Raw genomic sequence first — 21,607 nt, forward strand, 5'->3', positions numbered from 1 at the left:
TGATGGATTTATGACTTGATTGCCTTTGGCGTGGCCATCGCCTCGGCGCCCTGCTCGCGCACCCAGAACAACGTGGCCCCGGCCACTGCCGCCGGCATCATCAACAGGTTGACCACCGGCACCAGCAACACCAGGTAGACGATGCCGCCGAAACTCATGCTCTGCCAGCGTTTCTGGCGCAGCCAGGCGAGCATTTCGTTCCAGCCCAGCTTGTGGTTGTCGGCCGGGTAGTCGATGTACTGGATTGCCATCATCCACACGCCGAACAACAGCCACAGCGGCGCGGCGATCAGGTTCACCACCGGAATGAATGACAGGATAAACAGGCCAATGGCCCGTGGCAGGAAGTAGCCCAGCTTGCGCATTTCCCGGGCCAGTGTGCGAGGGACCATGGCCACCAGTTCGCCCCAACTGAACGGCGGGAAGTCATCGGTGCCCCGCACCACGACCTCGACCTTCTCGGCGAGAAAACCGTTGAACGGTGCCGCGATGATATTGGCGAGCATGGTGAAGGTGAAAAACACCATCAGCACCACCAGCACCACGAACAAGGGCCACAGGATATAGCTGAGGAAACTCAACCAGCCGGGCAGGGTCGGCATCAAGGTGTCGACCCACAGGCTGAACTGATGGCCGGCGAAATAGATCAAGCCGACGAACAGCACCAGGTTGATCGCCAGCGGCAGCAGCACAAACAGGCGCAGGCCAGGGCTGAGGACCAGTTTGAGGCCTTCGCGCAAATATTGCGGACCGGAAAGAGCGGGGGCGGGCATGGAGGACTCCGAACAGGATGACGAACGCGCCGACCTTACCGGCTTTGCCGGCAGGGCGAAAGCGCGGCTGGTATGACGACATCAACGGTAACAAAGGCGTCGATTAATCGGGTCGACAGCATAGAGACCACCTATGAGCTGGATTGTTATTCCGTATTTCCTTAATCTTGCCTCCCTCGATACGCTGCACCCATTATTTTTCAGGGTCTGCGAGTGAAAGCCTTCCCCAAGTGCTTCGTGGTCCCTTTTTTATTCCAGCCGTCTTGTGGTCCGGGCGGTCGATAGGAGTGATTCATGTCTGATACCCGTCATTCGCGAGTGATTATTCTCGGTTCCGGCCCTGCCGGTTACAGTGCTGCTGTCTACGCTGCCCGGGCCAACCTCAAGCCGCTGCTGATCACCGGCATGCAGGCGGGCGGTCAGTTGACCACCACCACTGAAGTCGACAACTGGCCGGGCGATGTCCACGGCCTGACCGGTCCGGTGCTGATGGAGCGTATGAAAGAGCACGCCGAGCGCTTTGAAACCGAGATCGTGTTTGATCACATCAACAGCGTCGACTTCTCGAAAAAGCCGTACAGCCTGACCGGCGACAGCGGTGTCTACACCTGTGATGCGCTGATCATCGCCACCGGCGCCAGCGCCCGCTACCTGGGCCTGCCTTCGGAGGAAGCGTTCATGGGCAAGGGCGTGTCCGCCTGCGCGACCTGCGACGGTTTCTTCTACCGCAACAAGCCGGTCGCCGTGGTCGGTGGTGGCAACACCGCGGTGGAAGAAGCGCTGTACCTGGCCAACATCGCCAGCACCGTGACCCTGGTTCACCGCCGCGAAACCTTCCGCGCCGAGAAGATCCTGATCGACAAACTGCATGCCCGTGTCGCTGAAGGCAAGATCATCCTCAAGCTCAATGCCACCCTGGACGAGGTCCTGGGCGACAACATGGGCGTGACCGGTGCCCGCCTGAAAAACAACGACGGCAGCTTCGACGAGCTGAAAGTCGACGGCGTGTTCATCGCCATCGGCCACACCCCGAACACCTCGCTGTTCGAAGGCGTGCTGGACGCCAAGGACGGTTACCTGGTGGTACAGGGCGGCCGTGAGGGCAATGCCACCGCGACCAACATCGAAGGTATCTTCGCTGCCGGTGACGTGGCCGACCACGTCTATCGCCAGGCTATCACCTCGGCCGGCGCCGGCTGCATGGCGGCGCTGGATGCCGAGCGTTACCTCGACGGTTTGGGCAACGCTTCGCTCTAAATCCGTTGAGCAAAAAAAACCGGCTGCGAGGCCGGTTTTTTTGTGAGTGCGATTTAAATGTGGGAGGGGGCTTGCCCCCGCTAGCAGTCTTTCAGCCAAGTATTCGTTAGCTGAGACACCGCTATCGGGGGCAAGCCCCCTCCCACATGTTGATCGACATCTGACTCAGGATTTGCGGGTCAGTGGCTGGGCGGCGAACTTCACGCCTGCCAACCCATGGGCAATCAACGCCCGAATATTGCCATGGTCGCTGCCCTCGGGCGTCGCCACCACCGAGCGATAATGCTCGCCGAAGGCCAGCAGTGCTTCCTGATCGCTCAAGCCTTCCAGCAGCGCCAGGCCCAGGGTCTTGCATGAACCTTCGTTCTGCCCGGCGGCGTTTTCCACGGTGCCATTGGTAAAGGCCTGCGGCTGGTAGTCATAACCGGCAGTGACGAACGCCAGGGTATCGGCAAAGGCATGTTCGCCGCTGTTGAGGCTGGCGCGCAGGGTATTCAAATCAGTCATGGGTTTTTCCTTGGGCAAACGCCGCCTGTTGCTCGGCGCTGGCTTCTTTCTGGTATTGGGCTTTCCACTCGGCGTACGGCATGCCGTACACCACTTCGCGGGCGTCATCGAGGCTCAGCTCGATCCGGCGCTCGTCGGCCTCGGCCTTGTACCACTTCGATAGGCAGTTACGGCAGAAACCGGCGAGGTTCATCAGGTCGATGTTCTGCACATCCTTGCGGCTGTCCAGGTGCGCCACCAACCGGCGAAAGGCGGCGGCTTCAAGTTCGAGGCGTTGTTGGTCGTTCATAGGGCTCACGCAGATTCAAGAGGTTAGCGGCTGGCCGCCAGGGTAATCGACACCGACTCGGCAAAGCGCAGCGCATGGGGCTTGTCCACTTCGACTTCGGCGTACAGCACCGATTCGTTGCTCATCACCAGGTCCAGCAGTTCCTGGGTCAGGCGTTCGAGCAAGGCAAAGCGGTTGCCTTCGACATGGGCGATGATCGCCTTGGTGATGGTGCGGTAGTTCAGCGCGTGGTCGATATCGTTGTCACGCACGGCTTCCTGGGCGGCATACAGGATGGTCAGGTTGATCAGCACATCCTGCTTGTTGAGGATTTCGTCCTCGTTGATGCCGATAAAGGTGCGCAGGCACAGGTCCTTGACCCGGATGCGCGCCATGCCTGGTTGAAGTTGTGGCATTGCTACTTGCTCCGTCCAATCAGTTGCAGGAACTCCATGCGCGTGGTGTTCGACTCGCGAAAGGCGCCGAGCATCACCGAGGTGTTCATGGTTGAATTCTGTTTCTCCACGCCGCGCATCATCATGCACATGTGCTTGGCTTCGATCACCACGGCCACGCCGGCGGCCTGGGTCACTTCCTGGATGGCGTCGGCGATCTGCCGAGTGAGGTTTTCCTGGATCTGCAGGCGCCGCGCGAACATGTCGACGATGCGCGCCAGCTTTGACAGGCCCAGCACCTTGCCGGTCGGAATATAGGCCACATGGGCCTTGCCAATGAAGGGCAGCAGGTGGTGCTCGCACAGCGAGTACAACTCGATGTCCTTGAGGATCACCATCTCGTCATTGTCGGAGGCGAACAGCGCGCCGTTGACGATTTCTTCGAGGTTCTGCTCGTAGCCATGACACAGGTACTGCATGGCCTTGGCGGCGCGCTTGGGGGTGTCGAGCAAGCCTTCGCGTTCCGGGTCTTCGCCCAGGCCCTTGAGGATCTCGCGGTAATGGTGGGGCAGGGATAAGGTCATACAACATCCTCACAAACGGCTTACTTGATATGCCGCCCGCCGTTGACGGTCAGGGTGGTACCGGTGACATAGGGGTTGTCCAGCAGGTAACGCACGCTCTGGTAGATCACCTCGGGCCCGGGCTCGATGCCCAGCGCCGACTTGGCGAGGACCTTGGCGCGGTAGGCCGCGTCATCGCCCTCGTTGAACATCACCATCGCCGGGGCGATGCCGTTGACCTTGATCCGCGGCGCAAATTGCGCGGCAAACGAAAGCGTGAGGCTATCGAGCCCGGCCTTGGTGGCGCAGTAGGCGATGTGCTGGCGGCTACCTTTGCGCACGACATCATCGCTGATATGCACGATGTCGGCGGGTGAAGAACGTTGCAGCAAGGGTGAACAATGCAGGTTGATCAGGTACGGCGCAAGCATGTGCACACTGAACATGTCGGTCAAGGCACGGCTTTCGTCGCCAGGGGGTTCTGCGACCCAGGCCGAGGCGTTGTGGATGATGGCCCGCAGGCTATCAGTTTGGCTCTTGAGTTCAGCGATAAAGGCCAGGATGCCGGCCTCGCTGGAGAAATCGGCAAACAGGCCGATCGCACCACGCTCGCGCAGGGCGTGTACACCGGGGCGTTCACTGCGGTAACTGAAAATGACCGGTTGCCCTTCATCCAGCAAGCGCTGGGCGCAATGCAGGCCGACGCGCTGGCCGGCACCGGTGATCAGGATGGGGGCGTTTGGTGCGGTCATGGGAGGCTCGAATCGCTGGCAGGTTGGAACTATACCAGCGACCGGCCGCCCCTGTATTCACGCTGCGGCTTCGGTGGCCTTGCGCGGTGGCGGTGTGGGATGCAACCAGTTCGCCAGCAGGTGTGTCGACAGCGGGATGAACCAGTACACCATCAGCGGCGTAAGGGCCAGGGTGCTGACCAGCACGCGCGGAGCCAGCTCCAGCTCGCTGAGCAGCGGGTTCAGGACGAAATTGAACAGCAGCGACACCGGGAAAAACGCCAGCCAGATCGCTACCGCCTGTTTCCAACGTGGCGGTCGCGCACCTGCGGCGCCAAACCAACCGTCGATGCCACGCACGCGATGCTCGGACGGGTCGGCAAACAGCTCGCTGCCGCGGCCCAACCACGCGCTGCGTGAAGCGGAGAACTCCCAGGCATGCAAGGTGGTTTCATCGGCGAAACGGAAAATGATCTGGAATTCATCGTCATCGGGCGGTGGGGCCAGCACGCCGGAGCCCAGGTAACCGGGGAAATCGGTGGCCAATTGCTCGCCTTCGCGCAGCCAGGCCATCAGTTCTTCATAGCGCCCTTTGGCCACGCGGCGCGCAACCATCAGGGTGACGGGTGAGGTAGACATTGTGTATCTCCAATATTCGGGTGTGCGGAACCGGGTAGGTGGCACACAGGCGTAGTCGCGGGGTGTTGCGGCTGCGCAAAAAAACAGGCAAGGATTATTCCCGTTTTACCCAAATACACCAGCGACATTGGTCCGAAAATCGGAGAACTTGAAAAAGACAGGTGTAAAGGCGTTAAATGAGCGCCCAGTTAACGTTGGTTTTTTGGTCAAAAATGCCCGTGATTACTGCTCCGCATGATAGTGCTTCGCATCTGGATTCAACGGTTTCCGATAAGCTGTTTCCGATCCGTGAAGTCTCGAGACTGACAGGCATCAATCCGGTCACCTTGCGTGCCTGGGAGCGTCGTTACGGCTTGATCCAGCCCACGCGCACTGAAAGTGGGCATCGCCTCTATTCCAAGGGCGATATAGAGACAGTCCATCGTATTCTCGATTGGATCGAGCGCGGCGTAGCCGTGAGCAAAGTGGGCAAGATTCTCGCTCGCGACGATCAGCAGGCCAAGGCCGTTCGTGCGGAGCGCGATGTCGTCGAAGAGGGCGAATGGCCGCAGTGGCAGGCGCGGCTGATACAGGCCATCAGCGACTTTGACGACCGTCAACTGGAACGTTTGTATGGGCAGGTTCTGGCTACCTACCCACTCGACGTGGTGTTCCAGGACATTCTGATGCCTCTGTGGAATGAGCTGTTGCGTCATGAGGGGCGTTTCGGCCAGGCGAGCGAATGGTTGTTCTTCGACAACTTCCTGCGCGTACGTGCCTTGGAGCGCCTGCAATTGGCGTGTGCTTCACCCGTGCCGCGGGTATTGCTGGCGGCCATGGCTGGCGAGTGCCGTAAGTTGGAGTTGCTGGTGGCGGCGCTCTTGATGAGTCGAGATGACCTGGCCGTGAAAGTGCTGGGCATGGGGCAGCCGTTTGACGAGTTGACACTGGTCTGCGAGAAGACTCGCCCACAGGCGCTGATCCTCTTCTCCAATTACTCGCATAACCATGACTTTGCCGGGCGCTTGAACCGCTTGGCGTTGACCCTGGATTGCCCGCTGTTTCTTGCCGGTGCGGCTTCGGATCTTGCCCAGGACAACCTGGCCGGCACGTCCGTTGGCTGTCTTGGCAATGAAGGTCGCCTGATGCGGCGCCGCTTGCAACAGTTTCTCAGCGGCGGGCTGGATACCTGATATCAGGCGTGCATTTGTGGGTGGACCAGGCGGTGCTGGTGCAGGATGAATTGGCGCAGGCGCTCAGTTTCATCCACGTCACCTTGGCTCAGGCGATAGGCAAACAGGCCTCGTGCGGTTTCCCGCTCGAAGGTGCCGCGCAGGGCAATGCGTTCATAGCCCGAGGGGCTGAACCACAGGGAAAAGGTTTTCGGCGGCCTGAGCCGGCCACGAATCTCCACCAACACGCCTTTGAAAGACACCTCATGCACCCAGAGTGCGCTGGGTGTTCCCCTGATGTTTTCCAGTGCTACCGGTGTTTCCAGGGCCAGGCGCCATGGGCGGATCATCGGCCCGTCTTCGAAAATGCTGGGTACGCCCAGGCGCAAATGCACCGCATGAAACTCATCTTCCACCAGGTGCAGGGGAAAGGTGAGTTGCTGGTTATCGAATTGCGCCTGGAGAGTGACGTGGTCGTGAGCGGCCAGTCGCGTGAGCAAGTCGCGAAGCTGCGCACCGCCGTTGACAGTCAGGCTCGACGACGGATCCCGCAGGTTGAGCTGCGGGTTGTGCTGCATGTTCTGGATGAAATCCAGTTCGTCCTGAGTCAGAAGCGTGTCGCGTTGCATCGGTCATGCCCACGGGGGGAAGTATTAAAATGCCATTATCCGCTTTAATGACCGTATTTTCTAAATTTTGTTAGATCCGCTCGTCGCCTTGAGCGCCGCCAGCTCGGCCTTGACGCTGGCCAGTTCGGCTTCCAATTGCGCGACGCGCTGCTGGGCCTTGACCTGGAGGGTCACGTCCTTTTGCACACCGACGAAATACGTCTGCTTGTCGGCCTCGTTGTACACCGTCGACAACGACAGTTCGTTCCAGAAGTGGCTGCCGTCCTTGCGGTAGTTGCGCAGGATTTCGCGGCAGGTACCGCCCTGTTCCAGGGCATCGCGGATGGCTATCAGGGCCGGTTGGTCGCGGTCGCCCGATTGCAGGAAGCGGCAGTCCTGATAGAGGATTTCATCCAGGGTGTAGCCGGTCAGGCGTTCGAATGCCGGGTTGACGTAGATAAGTGGCTTGTCCTTGCCTTCACGCTCCGCGACAACGATGCCGTCGTTGGAAGCGTTGATCACCATTTGCATCAGTCGGGCGTTAATCATTGAGCGGTCCATGGCTTGTGGGTGGACCTGGCAGTTTATGACATGCCTTGAATGTTGCACGGTGTGCGCCGAAAATTTTGCGCCAGCTGCTAATATCCCAGGCTTTCGCTCAACCACAGGATCAGATTGATGAAAGTCGCCATCCTTTCCGGCTCGGTGTACGGCACGGCTGAAGAAGTCGCCCGCCACGCCGCCGGCATCCTCAACGCGGCCGGTTTCGACGCCTGGCACAACCCGCGCGCCACCCTGGCGGACGTGCAGGCATTTGCCCCTGAGGCGTTTCTGGCGGTGACCTCCACCACCGGCATGGGCGAGCTGCCTGACAACCTGCAACCGCTGTACTCGACTATTCGCGACCAGTTGCCCGCTGCCTGGCGTGGCTTACCCGGTGCGGTGATCGGCCTGGGTGACGCCAGCTACGGCGACACCTTCTGTGGTGGCGGCGAGCAAATGCGCGAATTGTTCGCCGAACTGGGCCTGCGTGAGGTGCTGCCGATGTTGCGCCTGGACGCCAGCGAAAGCGTCACCCCCGAAACCGACGCCGAGCCGTGGCTGGCCGAGCTGGTCACTGCACTGCGCGGTTGACCGGGAATTCGCGCAGCAATGCCAGCCAGGCCTGCGCGGCTCTCGAAAGATAGGCGCCCTCGCGCCAGATAAAGGCAATGTCCCAGCGTAGGTAGTCCGGCGCTTTGAGCGTCAGGCGTACCACCCCCGGTCGCACCAGCCCACGGGCGACCACGCTGGGCAACAACACCACTCCTTGGCCAGCGGCGACCAGCGCCGCGAGAAAATCTGCCTGGCCGCTGCGGCCGATTTCCTTCGGGGTAAAACCCAGTTGCCGGCACGCCTGCATCAGTCGGTCGTTGAGCACAAAGCTGCGCTGGTACATCAGGAACGGCGTGTCGGCCAGTTCCTCCAGGCGTACCTGGGCGTTTTCCGCCAGGGGATGATCAATCGGCAGCAACGCGTCCAGCGGTTCATCGCAGAAAGCCTGCCAGGCGAATGCCGGGTCATTGGGCTTCAAGCTACCACCGACTTCCAGTTCACCATTGAGGATCGCCTGCTCGATATTGCGACTGCCGCCCTCCAGCAACTGGATCGTCACGTTCGGATAACGCCGCCGGTACTCGGCAAACAGTCCGGCGAACAGCGTATCGCCGCCCAGCAGCGGCAGGCCCAGGCGCAGTTCGCCACGGGTCAGTTGGTGCATGTCGTCCAGCTCGCTGAGCAGCTCGGTTTGCAGGCGCAGCATCGCTTCGGCACGTTGCAGCACCACCTGGCCGGCGGCGGTCAGGCGGATCTGCGAGCCGATGCGGTCCAGCAGCGGCGTGCCGAGGCTTTGCTCCAATTGCGCGACCTGCTTGCTGACGGCCGACTGGCTGATATGCAGGGTTTTCCCGGCCTGGGTAAAACCACCCCGGTGGATCACTTCGACAAAGCTGCGCAGCTGTTTGAATTCCATGGTTCATGATTCCAGTTTGGAATGGCCGGCAGTCTAACAATTCGCTGTGGGGATGGGGGAAGCTTCTCTAAAATGGAGGCCTGCGAGGATCCAAAGCCCATGAAACGTTTCCGCTTCAAACATTTCAGCCGTTTACTCACCGAACTGGTCGTGCTGCTGGCCATTTACCTGCTGGGCACCCAGTTGGCCGTCTGGCTGGCGTGGCCAGTCCCCGGCGGCGTGGTTGGCCTGGGCCTGTTGCTGGCGACCTTCGCCACGGGCCTGGTCAAGCCGGCAGCCTTGCAATTGGGTGCCGGCGTGTTGATGGCCGAGATGCTGCTGTTCTTTATTCCGGCCTTGATGAGCCTGCTGGACTACGGTGGTCTGCTGCGCAACGAAGGCTGGCGCATCTTGTTGGTCATTGGCCTGAGCACCTTGGCGGTGATGCTGGTCACGGCGTTCACCGTGGAATGGGTGTGCCGTTGGAGGCTGCGCCATGAAGCTTGAACTGATGCCGGTGTTCTGGCTGGCCTTGACCCTGGGCACCTATGTTTTCAGTCGCTGGATTTACCGGCGAACCGGTCGCTACCTGTTGTCGCCGCTGATTCTGGTGCCAGTGCTGCTGCTGGCGGTGGCCGTACCGCTGAAAACCGCCTACGCCGAATACGCGACCGACACCCACTGGCTGATGGCGGTGCTGGGCCCGGTTACCGTGGCGTTCGCCGTGCCGATCTGGCAGCAGCGGCGCTTGCTGGCGCGGCATTGGCCGGCGCTGTTGCTGGGTATGGTCGCGGGCAGCGCGGCGTCGATCGGCACCTCGTTCGGCCTGGCCAAAGCGCTGGCGCTGGACAGCGCCGTGACAATGTCCCTGGTGCCGCGCTCCATCACCACACCGTTTGCCATGCCCGTGTCGTCCGACCTGGGCGGCGTACCGGAACTGACGGCGGTGTTCGTGATGCTCACCGGCGTGTTCGGCGCCATGCTCGGCGGCGTGTTGCTCAAGTGGCTGCCGCTGCGTACACCGCTGGCGCGCGGCGCGTTATTTGGCGTGGGCGCCCATGGTGCGGGCGTCAGCCGGGCCCATGAAGTAGGCGGCGAAGAGGGCTCTGTCGCGGGGCTGGTGATGGTGTTGACAGGGTTGCTCAACCTGTTCGCCGCGCCTTTATTGGCGGCGCTTCTCTGACGCGAATTAAACAAAGTTCAACTATTCTCTGTGCTGACTCGTTCGGTCATCAAGCTGGCTGCCAAGGCAACTACGGCAGCCATGAGGTCTGACTAGACTGGCCCTTCACTCAAGAAAAATAATAAAAAACGTGTCAAGGAGGTCATTGCCGTGAGCCTAGCCCCTGCACCATTGCCACAGAACGTCAAAGACCAGGTCAGTGCCGTCGAATGGCAAACCCGTGTCGACCTGGCCGCCTGCTACCGCCTGGTGGCGATGCATGGTTGGGATGACCTGGTCTTCACCCATATCTCGGCCAAGGTGCCGGGTACCGACGATTTCCTGATCAACCCGTACGGGCTGATGTTCCATGAGATCACTGCTTCGAGCCTGGTCAAGGTCGATCAGGCCGGTAACAAACGGATGGACAGTCCCTACGAGATCAACCCGGCGGGCTACACCATCCACAGCGCGATCCACGAAGTGCGCCATGACGTGGTCTGCGTGCTGCATACCCACACGGCCGCCGGTGTCGCGGTGGCCGCGCAAAAGCAGGGCGTATTGCCAATCAGCCAGCAGTCACTGTTCGTGCTGTCGAGCCTGGCCTATCACGCCTACGAAGGCGTGGCGCTGAACCATGAGGAAAAGGCCCGCTTGCAGGCCGACCTCGGTGAAAACAACTTCCTGATGCTGCACAACCACGGTCTGTTGACGTGTGGCGGCACCATCGCCGATACCTTCCTGATGATGTTCATCTTCCAGCGCGCCTGCGATATCCAGGTGCTGGCGCAAAATGGCGGGGCTGAACTGATTACCATCGCGCCGCAGATCCTTGCCGGTGCCAAGGCAATGGCGGCGGCGGTCACAAAGAGTGCCCAAGGCATGGGAGGCGCGCTGGCCTGGCCGGCGCTGCTGCGCAAACTCGAGCTTCAAGACCCCGGGTATAAAAGCTGATGCCACTCGCCGAAATCCCGCTCAGAGCCTGGCGCAAGCGTGGCCAGGATTTCGTCTTTCGCGGCCGTACCCTTCGTTACTGGGTGGCCGGACAGGGCGAGCCGTTGCTATTGATCCATGGCTTCCCGACCGCCAGTTGGGACTGGCATTACCTGTGGCAGCCCCTGGCCCAGCGTAACCTGGTGATCGCCTGCGACATGCTCGGGTTTGGCGATTCAGCCAAGCCGCTGGACCACACCTATTGCCTGTTGGAACAGGCGGATGTGCAACAGGCGCTGCTCGAGCACCTGGGCGTGCAGCAGCCGGTGCACGTGTTGGCCCATGACTACGGTGACAGCGTCGCCCAGGAGTTGCTGGCGCGGCACTACGAAGGCCGGTTTCAGATGGCCAGTTGTGTGTTTCTCAACGGCGGGTTGTTCCCCGAAACCCATCGCGCGGCGTTGGTACAGAAACTGTTGCTCAGCCCCGTGGGCTGGATGATCGGCCGCGCGTTCGGGCGCAGCGCCTTGTCCGACAGCTTCAACCAGATTTTCGGCCCCGACACCCTCCCCAGCGAAAGCGCCCTCGATGATTTCTGGAGCTTGATCAACTGCAACGACGGCCCGCGCATCCTGCACAAGTTGATCGCCTACATTCCCCAGCGTCGGCGCCTGCGCGAGCGGTGGGTGGAGGCGATGCAGCGCGGCGAGGTGCCGTTGCGCGTGATCGATGGGGAAATCGATCCGATCTCCGGTGCCCACATGGTCGAGCGCTACCAGCAATTGGTGCCCCACGCCGACACGGTATTGTTGGCCAATATCGGCCACTACCCGCAGATCGAGGCGCCGGTGCAGGTGCTCAAGCATTATCTGGCCTTTCGCGAGCGGATTGGGCAAGCGGCGCCGCGCAGGGCTTATTCCTGAGAGGCGCTCCTACAGGAAAGCGGGTGATCATCCTGCTGCCTTATCGCGCACCATTCAGCCGTGGCTGTATTTATTGTGACTGCAAGCGCGGTGCCTGACACTCGACCCATTCCCATTGTCCCCATTGGAGTTTGGTATGAGTCAGTCAGTGCAGTTCCAGGATAAGGTCGTGATCGTCACCGGCGCCGGCGGCGGGTTGGGCCGTGCCCATGCACTGCTGTTCGCGCGGCACGGAGCCAGGGTGCTGGTCAACGACCTCGGCGGTTCCACCCAGGGCGAGGGGGCGAACGCATCAGCGGCCGACCGCGTGGTGGCCGAGATTCGCGACGCTGGCGGCATTGCCGAAGCCAACCATGATTCCGTCACCGACGGCGAGAAAATCGTCCAGAACGCCTTGGACGTCTTCGGCCGTGTCGACGTGGTGGTCAATAACGCGGGCATCCTGCGCGACAAAACCTTCCACAAGATGGACGACAGCGACTGGGACCTGGTTTACCGCGTGCATGTCGAAGGCGCCTATAAAGTCACTCGCGCCGCCTGGGCTCATCTGCGTGAGCAAAGCTATGGCCGGGTGATCTTTACGGCGTCCACCTCGGGCATCTACGGCAATTTCGGGCAGTCCAACTACGGCATGGCCAAGCTTGGCCTGTATGGCCTGACCCGTACCCTGGCCCTGGAAGGCCGCAAGAACAACATCCTGGTCAATGCCATTGCGCCCACCGGCGGCACGCGCATGACCGAAGGCTTGATCCCGCCGCAGGTATTCGAGCGCCTCAAGCCGGAACTGGTCAGCCCACTGGTGGTGTACCTGGGCAGCGAGGCATGCCAGGAAACCGCCGGGCTGTTCGAAGTCGGCGGCGGCTGGATCGGCAAGACCCGCTGGGAGCGCAGCCTGGGTGTGGGCTTCGACCCGGAGGCCGGGTTCTCGCCGGACGATGTGGCCGCGCACTGGCAGCAGATCTGTGACTTCGAAGGCGCCGCTCACCCCAAGGACAATATCGAGGCGTTGAAGGAGATGATGGCCAATTTGCAGAAATTCAGCCTTTGATCATTACGTGATCGTTATTAAATACTACGGGGCGCTGAGGGCGCCTCGTTTTATTGCGGGCATAAAAAAGGCCGCTGCAAAGCAGCGGCCGAAGTAAGACGTTGGATCAAGGAGCGATAAATCAACGTCAGTGAACAGCGGTAACAGATTGAAAACAGGCACCAATCTATCGAAGTCTGGCTTGTCTCCCGGTTGCGGGAGTGGGCTGTTTGCCCTGAAAGCCAGGTAAGAATAGTCGCTTGTAACAAAATGAGTAATCCCGCTTCGTGACAAGGACTGTTACTGAATCAGCAACAGTACCTTCGCGGTGCCCGTCCTGCCGCCAAGCCGCCCATCCATTCCCCTGATAACCCGCCATCCACCCAATCCATGGCCCCGCCCAAACCCCGGCCAGAGCGCCCATTCATCCTTTCGAGCGACAACACGAATACCTCCTTGGTGCGCTTATCGCTCCCGTTGGGCGGCAGTAGGGTGAGGCCTTCTGTCACTCACCGGGGAAGACGCATGACAAAAACAACAATGCGCGCCATCTTCACGCCACAGGCGCTGGCTGCAGCGGTTGCACTGGGCTGCTGCGCCCAGGCACAGGCTGTTTCGTTCAATATTGGCGAGATCGAAGGGCAATTCGATTCCTCACTGTCGGTTGGCGCCAGCTGGGGCATGCGCGATGCCGACAAGAAGCTGGTGGGCGTGGCCAACGGCGGTACCGGCCAGGCGTCGACCGGGGATGACGGACGGTTGAACTTCAAGAAGGGCGAGACCTTCTCGAAAATCTTCAAGGGCATTCATGACCTGGAGCTCAAGTACGGCGACAGCGGTGTGTTCGTGCGCGGCAAGTACTGGTACGACTTCGAGCTGCAGGATGAAGACCGTGAGTTCAAGCAGATCAGTAACCACCATCGCGACGAAGGCGCACGTTCTTCCGGCTACGAGCTGCTGGACGCGTTCGTCTATCACAACTATTCCATCGGCGACCTGCCGGGCAACGTGCGCGTGGGCAAGCAGGTGGTCAGCTGGGGTGAGAGCACCTTTATCGGCAACTCCATCAACAGCATCAACCCCATCGACGTCTCGGCCTTCCGCCGCCCCGGTGCGGAGATCAAGGAAGGGCTGATCCCGGTGAACATGCTGTTCGCCTCCCAAAGCCTGACCAACCAATTGACGGTGGAAGGTTTCTACCAGTTGAACTGGGAAAACACCGTGGTGGATAACTGCGGCACCTTCTTTGGCAACGATGTGGTGGCCCACGGCTGCAACAACAACTACACCGTCGGCAGCGCGGCGGCGGCGGGCTTCCAGCCGCTGGCCAATGCGTTCGGGCAAGGCTACCAGGTGACGCAGGAAGGCATCGTGGTGCAACGCGGCAAGGACCGCGATGCCCGGGACAGCGGCCAATGGGGCGCAGCATTGCGTTGGCTGGGGGACGACACCGAGTACGCGGTGTACTTCATGAACTACCACAGCCGTACGCCGACCGTCGGCACCACCAGTGCAGGGCAGAGCACGCTTACTGCTTTGGGCGGCATGCTGCCTCTGGTGCCGGGCGCGCTGCGTCCTTCGCTGGCTTCAAGCGTGATGCTCGGCCGTGGCCAGTACTACCTCGAATACCCGGAAGACATTCGGCTCTACGGCGCCAGCTTCTCGACCACCTTGCCCACCGGCACCGCCTGGAGTGGTGAGATCAGCTACCGGCCGAATGCACCGGTGCAGTTGAACACCACTGACCTGACCCTGGCCCTGGTCAACCCGGCCGCTCCCGGCACCTCAGTGATCAGTTCCTCGGCGGGTGCAGACAACACCGGTTACCGCCGCAAGCAAGTCACCCAGGCGCAAACCACATTGACGCAGTTCTTCGACCAAGTGATGGGCGCCGATCGCCTGACGCTGGTGGGCGAAGCCGGCGTCACCTACGTGGCGGGCCTGGAAGCCAAGAGCAAGCTGCGTTATGGCCGTGACTCGGTCTACGGCGTCTACGGCTACCAGGGCGATCATGATGGCTTTGTCACCGCGACCTCATGGGGCTACCGCGCCCGCGCGATCCTTGACTACAGCAACGTATTCGCCGGGGTCAACCTCAAGCCCAACCTGTCGTGGTCCCATGACGTCAAGGGTTATGGCCCCAACGGCTTGTTCAACGAAGGGGCCAAGGCGGTCAGCATTGGGGTCGATGCCGACTACCGCAACACCTACACCGCCAGCCTGAGCTACACCGACTTTTTCGGTGGCCACTACAACACCCTGACCGACCGCGACTTCCTCGCCCTCAGCGTCGGCGCGAACTTCTGATCACGGTTTGATAAGGACGACTTTATGCGCAAGATGATTCTGCAATGTGGCGTATTGGCCCTCAGCCTGCTGGCCGCCAACGTGATGGCCGCGGTATCGCCCGAGGAAGCCGCCAAGCTCGGCACCACGCTTACCCCCGTCGGCGCGGAAAAAGCCGGTAATGCCGACGGCTCGATCCCGGCCTGGACCGGCGGTATCCCGAAAAACGCCGGTGCCGTGGACAGCAAAGGCTTCCTCGCCGACCCGTTCGCCAACGAAAAACCGCTGTTCGTGATCACCGCCGCGACGGTGGACAAGTACAAGGACAAACTCTCCGATGGCCAGGTGGCGATGTTCAAGCGCTACCCCGAGACTTACAAGATCCCGGTGTACCCCAGCCACCGCACGGTGAACCTGCCGCCGGACATCTACGAGTCGATCAAGCGCAGCGCGCTGAACGTGCATGCGATCAACGACGGCAACGGCCTGGAAAACTTCACCGGTAACCGTTACTACGCCTTCCCGATTCCGAAGAATGGCGTGGAGGTGCTGTGGAACCACATCACCCGTTACCACGGCGGCAACCTGCGACGCATCATCACCCAGGCCACCCCGCAGACCAACGGCAGCTACACGCCAATCCGCTTCGAGGAAGAAGTGGCGGTGCCCCAGGCGATCCCGGATATCGACGCGGCCAAGGCGGCCAACGTACTGAGTTTCTTCAAGCAATCGGTGACGGCGCCGGCGCGGTTGGCGGGCAACGTGCTGCTGGTGCACGAGACCCTCGACCAAGTGAAGGAGCCGCGCCTGGCCTGGATCTACAACGCCGGCCAGCGCCGTGTGCGGCGTGCTCCGCAAGTGTCCTATGACGGTCCGGGCACGGCGTCGGACGGCCTGCGCACCACCGACAACTTCGATATGTTCTCCGGCGCCCCCGACCGCTATGACTGGAAACTGGTGGGCAAGAAAGAGATGTATATCCCCTACAACAGCTACAAGCTCGATTCGCCGACCCTCAAGTACGACGACATCATCAAGGCCGGGCATATCAACCAGGACCTGACCCGCTATGAGCTGCACCGTGTGTGGGAAGTGGTCGGCACCGTCAAGCCGAGCGAGCGGCACATCTATGCCAAGCGCCACATGTACATCGACGAAGACAGCTGGCAGGTGGCGCTGGTGGATCACTACGACGGCCGTGGCCAGTTGTGGCGCGTCGCCGAGGGGCATGCGCAGTTCTACTACGACCATCAGGTGCCGGCGTACACCGTGGAAACCCTGTACGACATCATCGCCGGGCGCTACATCGCCCTGGGCATGAAGAACGAGGAGAAGAGCAGCTTCGTGTTCGGCTTCGCGGCGAAGGCGGCGGATTACACACCGGCGGCCTTGAGGTCTGAAGGCGTGCGCTGATCCTGGATCGAAGCGGGGCCAGCAAACAGTCACCTGTGGCGAGCGGGCTTGCCCCGCGTTGGGCTGCGAAGCAGCCCCAAAACCAGGCGCTGCGGTGTGTCAGTTAAAAACACATCGTCTGTGATGGGGCCGCTTCGCGCCCAACGCGGGGCAAGCCCGCTCGCCACAGGTGACTGTTTGCTCGTTCTATCTATTAACTGACCGGGCCCTCCACATTGGGTTTTGTGCATGGCTATTAATCAGTGTGCTGAATACTTCTTCAACAACCGCCGCCCACAGGACTAGGGTAGGGATCAAGTTGCATAACAATAAAAACGCAGGATGCAGCAATGACCGCCATGACACGCTGCCTGGACCGTCCTGGATTCATGCCACGGCTGTCCGCCCACCATCTGTTGCGTCCACGCCTGGCCGAGCCGTTGCTGGCGGCGCAGGTTCGGGTCAAGTTGTTGTGTGCGCCGGGTGGCAGTGGCAAGAGCGCGCTGTTCGCCGAGTGCGCGTTGCAGGCGCCGGCGGGGTGCCAGGTTTACTGGATGGCGCTCAATGGTGTCGTGCTCAGCCCCATCGAACTCTGCCAGCGCCTGGCGCAAAACCTTGGCCTGGGGTTTACCGACGAAGCCACGCTACTGCTGGACCTCAGCCGTTGGCAGACGCCCGCGTGGCTGTTCCTGGATGATTTCTGCCGCCTGCCCGCCCCCGAACTGGACGCCTTGCTCGACCGCCTGCTCAGTGCCAGTAGCCCGGCGCTGACCTGGTGGCTGGGCGCGCGGCGGCGTCCGGCGTGCAACTGGCCACGTCTGCTACTCGATGATGAACTGTTGGAATGCAACGGCGCCGAGTTGGGGTTCAACGCCGAGGAGATCCAGCAACTGCTCAGCCAGGCGCCCGGCCAGACGCTCGAGAACGTGCTGCACTTCAGCGCCGGCTGGTGCGCCGGGGTGCGTATCGCGCTGCTGGGCGACGGTCATCCCGACAAGACCTTGCTCGATTACCTGCAACACGAACTGTTCAGCACCTTGCCGGCGGAACTGGCCGAAGCCTGGCGCGTGCTGGCCCATCTGCCGCGCTTCAATGTGAGTTTGTGTGAGCATTTGTTCGGCTTTGGTGATGGCGCGCACTACCTGCGCGAATTGCAGGCCCTCGGCGCGTTTATCCAGCCCTGTGAAGATACCTCCGACTGGTTGCAGGTGTTTGCGCCGCTGGCGCGATTGCTGCGTGATGAGCCCTGGCCGGCCAAGCGTTCCTGGCACCGGCGCGCCTGTCAGTGGTTCAGCGCCCAGAGCGACTGGCAAGCTGCCTTCGAACAGGCGCTGTTGGCCGAAGAGTACGAAGTGGCGGTCAGCCTGTTGCAGCACTTCAGTTTCGAAGACCTGTTCCGCCAACAGAACGCCGTGCTGCTGTTGCGCCTGCATGAGCAGCATGGCGATGAACTGATGCTGTGTTCCGCGCAATTGGTGGGGCTGGTCACGGCGGCGTTGCTGTTTGCCGGGCGTTTCGACCAGGCGGCGTTATGCATCGATCAACTGGCGCGTTTCGCCCCGCAACCCACGGCGGCGGCGCAGCGGCACTTGCTGGCGCGCTGGCAGGCGCAATGGGGTTGGCTGTTGCACCTGGGGGGCGATGCCGAACGCTCCCGCGAACATTTCCTCGAGGCGCTGCAAGCCTTGCCTGACAGTGCATGGACATCGCGCCTGATGTGCCTGTCGGGGTTGACCCAGCAAGCCTTGCTGCGCGGCGAGCTGGACGTGGCCCAGGCCCTGAATCGCGAAGCGTTGTGCCTGGCCCGCGCCCACGGCTCGTTGTTGCTGGAGGCGCTGTTGGAGTTGGATCACGCCCAGTTGCTGGAACAGCGCGGTGCACCGTACCGGGCGCAGAGCCTGTTGGAGAGCGTGCAGGCAATGTTGCTGCAGCAACACCTCAAGGCTGGGCCGTTGGTGGGGCGCATCGCGCTGCGCCGTGGGCACCTGGCGTTGCGCCAGGGGCAGGACGCGTTGGCGGCCGAGTGCTTCGAGACAGGCTTGACGATGTGCCTGCACAGCCAGGACAAGCGCGTGTTGTACGGCTTCCTCGGCCTGGCGCTGCTGGCGGCTAACCGCGGCGATTACGCCCAGGCCTTTATCCAGCTGCGCGAGGCTGAGCGCCTGATGCAACAACGCCAGGTACCGGACACGGTGTATCGCGCGGTGTTGCTATTGGTCAGCGGGCATTTCTGGTTGCAGCAGGGCCGCGCCGAGTTGACGGCGCAAGCGGTGCGCCGGGTGCTGCGCCACTTCCGCGGGCCGAATGCCAAGCAGGCACCGCCGGCCACCCTGGAATTGATCCCGCGCCTGGAATACCTGTTGGTGCTGGCGGAAGTGAAACTGGGCGGTGCCGACCAACCGGTCGCGCGGCTCAATGCGTTGCTGGAGACCACCCGACAACGCGGCATGCTGTGCCTGGAAACCGAATTGCAGCTGGTGTTGGGGGAGGTGGCCTGGCAACTCGGTGACGGAGCGTTGGCCCGTCGCTCGTTGCAGGCGGGCCTGGAGCTGGCGGCGCGCTGCCAGGTGCAGCAGGCGATCCGTGAACTGCGTTTGCGTTCGCCCGGCCTGCTCAGTGAACTGGGCCTGGAGCCACAGGCATCTGCGACAAGCGCGACGGACAACCCCCTGAGCCAGCGCGAACTGGAAGTACTGCAACTGATCGCCCTGGGCAATTCCAACCTGGAAATTGCCGATCGGCTGTTTATCTCCCTGCATACCGTCAAGACCCACGCGCGGCGTATCCACAGCAAGCTGGGGGTGGAGCGGCGCACCCAGGCGGTGGCCAAGGCCAAGACGTTGGGCTTGATGGCCTAGGCGCAGAACGCCTGGCGATATTCCCCGGGTGTCGCGCCCAGGGCCTGGCGAAAGCGGTGGGTGAAGTGGCTGGCGCTGGAGAACCCGCACGCCAAGGCAATTTCGCCCAGGGGCAGGCTGGCGCCGCGCAACAGGGTTTGCGCACGGGCCAGGCGGCGTGCCAGCAGGTATTGATGGGGCGGCAAGCCGAAGCTTTGGCGAAACATCCGCGCGAAGTGATATTCCGACAGGGCGCACATCCCGGCCAATTGGCCGAGACTGATCGGGTCTTCCAGGTGGTGCTCGATGTATTCCACCAGGCGTCGGCGCAGGTGGGCCGCCAGGCCGCCCTTCAAGTGCAGCCCATCGCGCACGCCGACCTGGCTGAGCAGGGTGTGGCTGAGCATTTCATGGGCCAGGCTGCTGGTCAGCAGGCGCTCGGCAGGCTCTTGCCAGTTGAGGGCAATCAACTGGTGAAAGCGCCGGGCCTGGCTGGGGTCTTCGAGAAAGGTGCTTTCCCGCAATTGCAATGTGCGCGGTTCGCGGTCAAGCAGGGTGACGCAGCCGAGGGCAAATTGCTCCGGGCTGAAGTACACATGGGCCAGGCGAATTTCACCATTGATCACCCAGGCCGACTGGTGCTCAGCCGGCAGGATGCACAACTTGTCCGGCCCACCCTTGGTGCCCGGCTGCTCGCGGCGAAAGGTGCCAGTGCCGCCGCCGATGTAGCAGGACAGTGTGTGATGACTGGGCGCCTGGTAGTCCTGGGCGTCGTGATGGTTGCTCCACAGGGCCGCAGACACGCCGTCACCCAGCTCGGCGCAGGCTTCGAGGCGTGCGTTGGGCGAGCGGTTGAGGGCTTGAAAGACGTGCAGGGATTCCAGTGCTGGCATGGTGTGTACTCTCCGACGCCTTGCATCCTACTCCGCCGGGCTGGCGCTGTGATCACTCGGGCCGACAAAAGCGCAAGATTGTGCAAGTGCCCGTGCGTGGTTGAAGGTGACACTGTGGTTCAACCACCGGAGCCCGCCATGAACCTTTTCCTGTATTTACTCACCGTGCTGATCTGGGGTACCACCTGGATCGCCCTCAAGTGGCAATTGGGCGTTGTCGCGATCCCCGTGTCGATCGTCTATCGCTTCGGCCTGGCGGCGCTGGTGCTGTTTGCCCTGTTGCTGCTCAGCCGTAAGTTGCAGGTGATGAACCGGCGCGGGCACCTGATCTGCCTGGCCCAGGGGCTGTGCCTTTTTTGCGTCAACTTCATGTGTTTCCTGACCGCCAGCCAATGGATCCCCAGCGGGTTGGTGGCGGTGGTGTTTTCCACGGCTACGCTGTGGAACGCCCTGAATGCCCGGGTGTTCTTTGGCCAGCGCGTGGCGCGCAATGTCTTGATGGGCGGTGCCCTTGGCTTGCTGGGGCTGGGCCTGTTGTTCTGGTCGGAACTGGTGGGGCATACCGCCAGCCCACAGACATTGCTTGGCCTGGGCCTGGCACTGCTCGGCACGATGTGTTTCTCGGCCGGCAATATGCTGTCGAGCCTGCAACAGAAGGCCGGGCTCAGGCCGTTGACCACCAATGCCTGGGGCATGTTGTATGGTTCTTTGATGCTGGCGACCTACTGCCTGGTGCGCGGCATTCCGTTCGAAATGGACTGGAGTGCGCGGTATATCGGCGCGTTGTGGTACCTGGTGATCCCAGGGTCGGTGATCGGCTTTACCGCCTATCTCACGTTGGTGGGGCGCATGGGGCCGGAGCGTGCGGCGTATTGCACGGTGTTGTTCCCGGTGGTGGCGCTGAATGTGTCGGCCTTTGCCGAGGGGTATCAGTGGACCTTGCCGGCGTTGGCGGGGTTGGTGCTGGTGATGCTGGGGAATGTGCTGGTGTTCCGTAAGCCCAGGCCTGTGAGCCCTGCCCTCAAGGCGAACGCCGTCTAACAATGTAGGCGGTCCCGCTAACGTGGCGAGCGGGCTTGCCCGAATGCCAGTCAGTGAAGGCTTTTTTTTGTAGGAGCGAGCTTGCTCGCGAAGAACTCACAGGCGCCGCGTTCATTCAGGAAGCACGCATTATCGTTGACGTTTTTCGCGAGCAAGCTCGCTCCTACAAAAGGCGATGCACGCTTAACTGACTGGCATTGTGGCAAGCCCGCTCGCCACAGCAGCTTGCTT

The 21,607-nt window shown here is 61.7% G+C and carries 23 protein-coding genes; 12 read left to right on the forward strand and 11 right to left on the reverse strand.

Annotation, left to right across the window (positions count from 1 at the left end):
- Nucleotides 1-8: 8 nt before the first annotated feature.
- On the reverse strand, nt 9-773 hold the full coding sequence (cysZ, locus tag AC1Q6I_RS21250; protein ID WP_024077364.1) for a sulfate transporter CysZ: 765 nt from the start codon (nt 771-773) through the stop codon (nt 9-11).
- A 294-nt stretch (nt 774-1,067) separates the two neighbouring features.
- On the opposite strand from cysZ, the gene trxB reads away from it, so the two are divergent.
- The gene (gene trxB / locus AC1Q6I_RS21255; protein ID WP_024077363.1) at nt 1,068-2,030 is read left to right on the forward strand and encodes a thioredoxin-disulfide reductase; all 963 of its coding nucleotides are present in this window, start codon (nt 1,068-1,070) and stop codon (nt 2,028-2,030) included.
- A gap of 165 nt (nt 2,031-2,195) precedes the next feature.
- Here the strand turns inward: trxB and AC1Q6I_RS21260 are convergent, their stop codons facing one another.
- The 6 genes from AC1Q6I_RS21260 to AC1Q6I_RS21285 are packed head-to-tail and all read right to left on the reverse strand — an operon-like array spanning nt 2,196 to nt 5,133.
- The gene (locus AC1Q6I_RS21260) at nt 2,196-2,537 is read right to left on the reverse strand and encodes a HopJ type III effector protein (protein WP_024077362.1); all 342 of its coding nucleotides are present in this window, start codon (nt 2,535-2,537) and stop codon (nt 2,196-2,198) included.
- Nucleotides 2,530-2,826, reverse strand: a complete 297-nt coding sequence (locus AC1Q6I_RS21265; protein WP_102624120.1) for a DUF1244 domain-containing protein — start codon at nt 2,824-2,826, stop codon at nt 2,530-2,532. Before AC1Q6I_RS21265 ends, AC1Q6I_RS21260 begins: the two co-directional genes overlap by 8 nt.
- Nucleotides 2,827-2,849: 23 nt before the next feature.
- Nucleotides 2,850-3,221 carry a dihydroneopterin triphosphate 2'-epimerase gene (gene folX, locus AC1Q6I_RS21270; RefSeq protein ID WP_003194073.1) on the reverse strand — a complete coding sequence of 124 codons (372 nt, stop codon included), beginning with the start codon at nt 3,219-3,221 and terminating at the stop codon, nt 2,850-2,852.
- Nucleotides 3,222-3,223: 2 nt separating this feature from the next.
- Nucleotides 3,224-3,784 carry a GTP cyclohydrolase I FolE gene (folE, locus tag AC1Q6I_RS21275; RefSeq protein WP_024077360.1) on the reverse strand — a complete coding sequence of 187 codons (561 nt, stop codon included), beginning with the start codon at nt 3,782-3,784 and terminating at the stop codon, nt 3,224-3,226.
- Nucleotides 3,785-3,804: 20 nt separating this feature from the next.
- Complete coding sequence (gene folM, locus AC1Q6I_RS21280; RefSeq protein WP_069076988.1) at nt 3,805-4,515, reverse strand: dihydromonapterin reductase; 711 nt, start codon at nt 4,513-4,515, stop codon at nt 3,805-3,807.
- 57 nt (nt 4,516-4,572) lie between these two features.
- Entirely contained in the window at nt 4,573-5,133 is a 561-nt protein-coding gene (locus AC1Q6I_RS21285) for an antibiotic biosynthesis monooxygenase (protein WP_024077358.1), read from the reverse strand.
- Nucleotides 5,134-5,345: 212 nt separating this feature from the next.
- Here AC1Q6I_RS21285 and AC1Q6I_RS21290 point away from each other — a divergent pair, with 212 nt between their 5' ends.
- A complete protein-coding gene (locus AC1Q6I_RS21290) occupies nt 5,346-6,305 on the forward strand; it encodes a MerR family transcriptional regulator (RefSeq protein ID WP_024077357.1) in 960 nt (319 codons plus the stop codon).
- A 2-nt stretch (nt 6,306-6,307) separates the two neighbouring features.
- On the opposite strand, the gene AC1Q6I_RS21295 is transcribed toward AC1Q6I_RS21290, so the two are convergent.
- Nucleotides 6,308-6,913 carry a hypothetical protein gene (locus AC1Q6I_RS21295; protein WP_024077356.1) on the reverse strand — a complete coding sequence of 202 codons (606 nt, stop codon included), beginning with the start codon at nt 6,911-6,913 and terminating at the stop codon, nt 6,308-6,310.
- A 60-nt stretch (nt 6,914-6,973) separates the two neighbouring features.
- A complete protein-coding gene (locus AC1Q6I_RS21300) occupies nt 6,974-7,441 on the reverse strand; it encodes a PAS domain-containing protein (protein WP_024077355.1) in 468 nt (155 codons plus the stop codon).
- Between the two features lie 129 nt (nt 7,442-7,570).
- On the opposite strand from AC1Q6I_RS21300, the gene AC1Q6I_RS21305 reads away from it, so the two are divergent.
- Nucleotides 7,571-8,026, forward strand: coding sequence for a flavodoxin (locus AC1Q6I_RS21305; protein ID WP_069076990.1), 456 nt, complete (start codon nt 7,571-7,573; stop codon nt 8,024-8,026).
- On the opposite strand, the gene AC1Q6I_RS21310 is transcribed toward AC1Q6I_RS21305, so the two are convergent.
- On the reverse strand, nt 8,007-8,903 hold the full coding sequence (locus tag AC1Q6I_RS21310; RefSeq protein ID WP_024077353.1) for a LysR family transcriptional regulator: 897 nt from the start codon (nt 8,901-8,903) through the stop codon (nt 8,007-8,009). The two genes, AC1Q6I_RS21305 and AC1Q6I_RS21310, sit on opposite strands and share 20 nt — an antisense overlap.
- A 99-nt stretch (nt 8,904-9,002) precedes the next feature.
- Here AC1Q6I_RS21310 and AC1Q6I_RS21315 point away from each other — a divergent pair, with 99 nt between their 5' ends.
- From AC1Q6I_RS21315 to AC1Q6I_RS21350, 8 genes are all read left to right on the forward strand, one after another.
- Nucleotides 9,003-9,389: a CidA/LrgA family protein gene (locus AC1Q6I_RS21315; RefSeq protein WP_024077352.1), complete on the forward strand. Its 387-nt coding sequence runs from the start codon at nt 9,003-9,005 to the stop codon at nt 9,387-9,389.
- On the forward strand, nt 9,379-10,065 hold the full coding sequence (locus AC1Q6I_RS21320; RefSeq protein ID WP_024077351.1) for an LrgB family protein: 687 nt from the start codon (nt 9,379-9,381) through the stop codon (nt 10,063-10,065). Before AC1Q6I_RS21315 ends, AC1Q6I_RS21320 begins: the two co-directional genes overlap by 11 nt.
- Nucleotides 10,066-10,215: 150 nt before the next feature.
- Nucleotides 10,216-10,998: a class II aldolase/adducin family protein gene (locus tag AC1Q6I_RS21325; protein WP_024077350.1), complete on the forward strand. Its 783-nt coding sequence runs from the start codon at nt 10,216-10,218 to the stop codon at nt 10,996-10,998.
- Nucleotides 10,998-11,900, forward strand: a complete 903-nt coding sequence (locus AC1Q6I_RS21330; protein ID WP_069076991.1) for an alpha/beta fold hydrolase — start codon at nt 10,998-11,000, stop codon at nt 11,898-11,900. The genes AC1Q6I_RS21325 and AC1Q6I_RS21330 overlap by 1 nt, the downstream gene beginning before the upstream one ends.
- A gap of 136 nt (nt 11,901-12,036) precedes the next feature.
- Nucleotides 12,037-12,948 (forward strand): SDR family oxidoreductase, encoded by a 912-nt coding sequence (locus tag AC1Q6I_RS21335; protein WP_102624121.1) that lies wholly within the window; start codon nt 12,037-12,039, stop codon nt 12,946-12,948.
- Nucleotides 12,949-13,467: 519 nt separating this feature from the next.
- Nucleotides 13,468-15,234: a DUF1302 domain-containing protein gene (locus tag AC1Q6I_RS21340; RefSeq protein ID WP_024077347.1), complete on the forward strand. Its 1,767-nt coding sequence runs from the start codon at nt 13,468-13,470 to the stop codon at nt 15,232-15,234.
- A gap of 24 nt (nt 15,235-15,258) precedes the next feature.
- On the forward strand, nt 15,259-16,626 hold the full coding sequence (locus AC1Q6I_RS21345; protein WP_024077346.1) for a DUF1329 domain-containing protein: 1,368 nt from the start codon (nt 15,259-15,261) through the stop codon (nt 16,624-16,626).
- A 329-nt stretch (nt 16,627-16,955) separates the two neighbouring features.
- Nucleotides 16,956-19,463, forward strand: a complete 2,508-nt coding sequence (locus AC1Q6I_RS21350) for a LuxR C-terminal-related transcriptional regulator (RefSeq protein ID WP_102624122.1) — start codon at nt 16,956-16,958, stop codon at nt 19,461-19,463.
- On the opposite strand, the gene AC1Q6I_RS21355 is transcribed toward AC1Q6I_RS21350, so the two are convergent.
- Entirely contained in the window at nt 19,460-20,335 is an 876-nt protein-coding gene (locus AC1Q6I_RS21355) for a helix-turn-helix domain-containing protein (RefSeq protein WP_024077344.1), read from the reverse strand. The genes AC1Q6I_RS21350 and AC1Q6I_RS21355 overlap by 4 nt on opposite strands.
- Nucleotides 20,336-20,473: 138 nt before the next feature.
- Between AC1Q6I_RS21355 and AC1Q6I_RS21360 the strand changes: the two genes are divergently transcribed.
- Nucleotides 20,474-21,376, forward strand: coding sequence for a DMT family transporter (locus tag AC1Q6I_RS21360; RefSeq protein WP_102624123.1), 903 nt, complete (start codon nt 20,474-20,476; stop codon nt 21,374-21,376).
- The last annotated feature ends 231 nt before the right edge of the window (nt 21,377-21,607 follow it).

Source organism: Pseudomonas sp. MPR-R2A5, from assembly GCF_058793055.1.

What these genes read in the sequence shown, in the direction of transcription:
- folM (WP_069076988.1), bottom strand. Translation starts at nt 4,515, where the DNA reads ATGACCGCACCAAACGCCCCCATCCTGATCACCGGTGCCGGCCAGCGC.
- AC1Q6I_RS21345 (WP_024077346.1), top strand. Translation starts at nt 15,259, where the DNA reads ATGCGCAAGATGATTCTGCAATGTGGCGTATTGGCCCTCAGCCTGCTG.
- AC1Q6I_RS21335 (WP_102624121.1), top strand. Translation starts at nt 12,037, where the DNA reads ATGAGTCAGTCAGTGCAGTTCCAGGATAAGGTCGTGATCGTCACCGGC.
- folX (WP_003194073.1), bottom strand. Translation starts at nt 3,221, where the DNA reads ATGCCACAACTTCAACCAGGCATGGCGCGCATCCGGGTCAAGGACCTG.
- AC1Q6I_RS21300 (WP_024077355.1), bottom strand. Translation starts at nt 7,441, where the DNA reads ATGATTAACGCCCGACTGATGCAAATGGTGATCAACGCTTCCAACGAC.
- AC1Q6I_RS21310 (WP_024077353.1), bottom strand. Translation starts at nt 8,903, where the DNA reads ATGGAATTCAAACAGCTGCGCAGCTTTGTCGAAGTGATCCACCGGGGT.
- AC1Q6I_RS21315 (WP_024077352.1), top strand. Translation starts at nt 9,003, where the DNA reads ATGAAACGTTTCCGCTTCAAACATTTCAGCCGTTTACTCACCGAACTG.
- AC1Q6I_RS21360 (WP_102624123.1), top strand. Translation starts at nt 20,474, where the DNA reads ATGAACCTTTTCCTGTATTTACTCACCGTGCTGATCTGGGGTACCACC.
- AC1Q6I_RS21330 (WP_069076991.1), top strand. Translation starts at nt 10,998, where the DNA reads ATGCCACTCGCCGAAATCCCGCTCAGAGCCTGGCGCAAGCGTGGCCAG.
- AC1Q6I_RS21355 (WP_024077344.1), bottom strand. Translation starts at nt 20,335, where the DNA reads ATGCCAGCACTGGAATCCCTGCACGTCTTTCAAGCCCTCAACCGCTCG.
- AC1Q6I_RS21260 (WP_024077362.1), bottom strand. Translation starts at nt 2,537, where the DNA reads ATGACTGATTTGAATACCCTGCGCGCCAGCCTCAACAGCGGCGAACAT.
- AC1Q6I_RS21265 (WP_102624120.1), bottom strand. Translation starts at nt 2,826, where the DNA reads ATGAACGACCAACAACGCCTCGAACTTGAAGCCGCCGCCTTTCGCCGG.
- cysZ (WP_024077364.1), bottom strand. Translation starts at nt 773, where the DNA reads ATGCCCGCCCCCGCTCTTTCCGGTCCGCAATATTTGCGCGAAGGCCTC.
- AC1Q6I_RS21350 (WP_102624122.1), top strand. Translation starts at nt 16,956, where the DNA reads ATGACCGCCATGACACGCTGCCTGGACCGTCCTGGATTCATGCCACGG.
- AC1Q6I_RS21295 (WP_024077356.1), bottom strand. Translation starts at nt 6,913, where the DNA reads ATGCAACGCGACACGCTTCTGACTCAGGACGAACTGGATTTCATCCAG.
- folE (WP_024077360.1), bottom strand. Translation starts at nt 3,784, where the DNA reads ATGACCTTATCCCTGCCCCACCATTACCGCGAGATCCTCAAGGGCCTG.
- AC1Q6I_RS21290 (WP_024077357.1), top strand. Translation starts at nt 5,346, where the DNA reads ATGCCCGTGATTACTGCTCCGCATGATAGTGCTTCGCATCTGGATTCA.
- AC1Q6I_RS21340 (WP_024077347.1), top strand. Translation starts at nt 13,468, where the DNA reads ATGCGCGCCATCTTCACGCCACAGGCGCTGGCTGCAGCGGTTGCACTG.
- AC1Q6I_RS21305 (WP_069076990.1), top strand. Translation starts at nt 7,571, where the DNA reads ATGAAAGTCGCCATCCTTTCCGGCTCGGTGTACGGCACGGCTGAAGAA.
- trxB (WP_024077363.1), top strand. Translation starts at nt 1,068, where the DNA reads ATGTCTGATACCCGTCATTCGCGAGTGATTATTCTCGGTTCCGGCCCT.
- AC1Q6I_RS21285 (WP_024077358.1), bottom strand. Translation starts at nt 5,133, where the DNA reads ATGTCTACCTCACCCGTCACCCTGATGGTTGCGCGCCGCGTGGCCAAA.
- AC1Q6I_RS21320 (WP_024077351.1), top strand. Translation starts at nt 9,379, where the DNA reads ATGAAGCTTGAACTGATGCCGGTGTTCTGGCTGGCCTTGACCCTGGGC.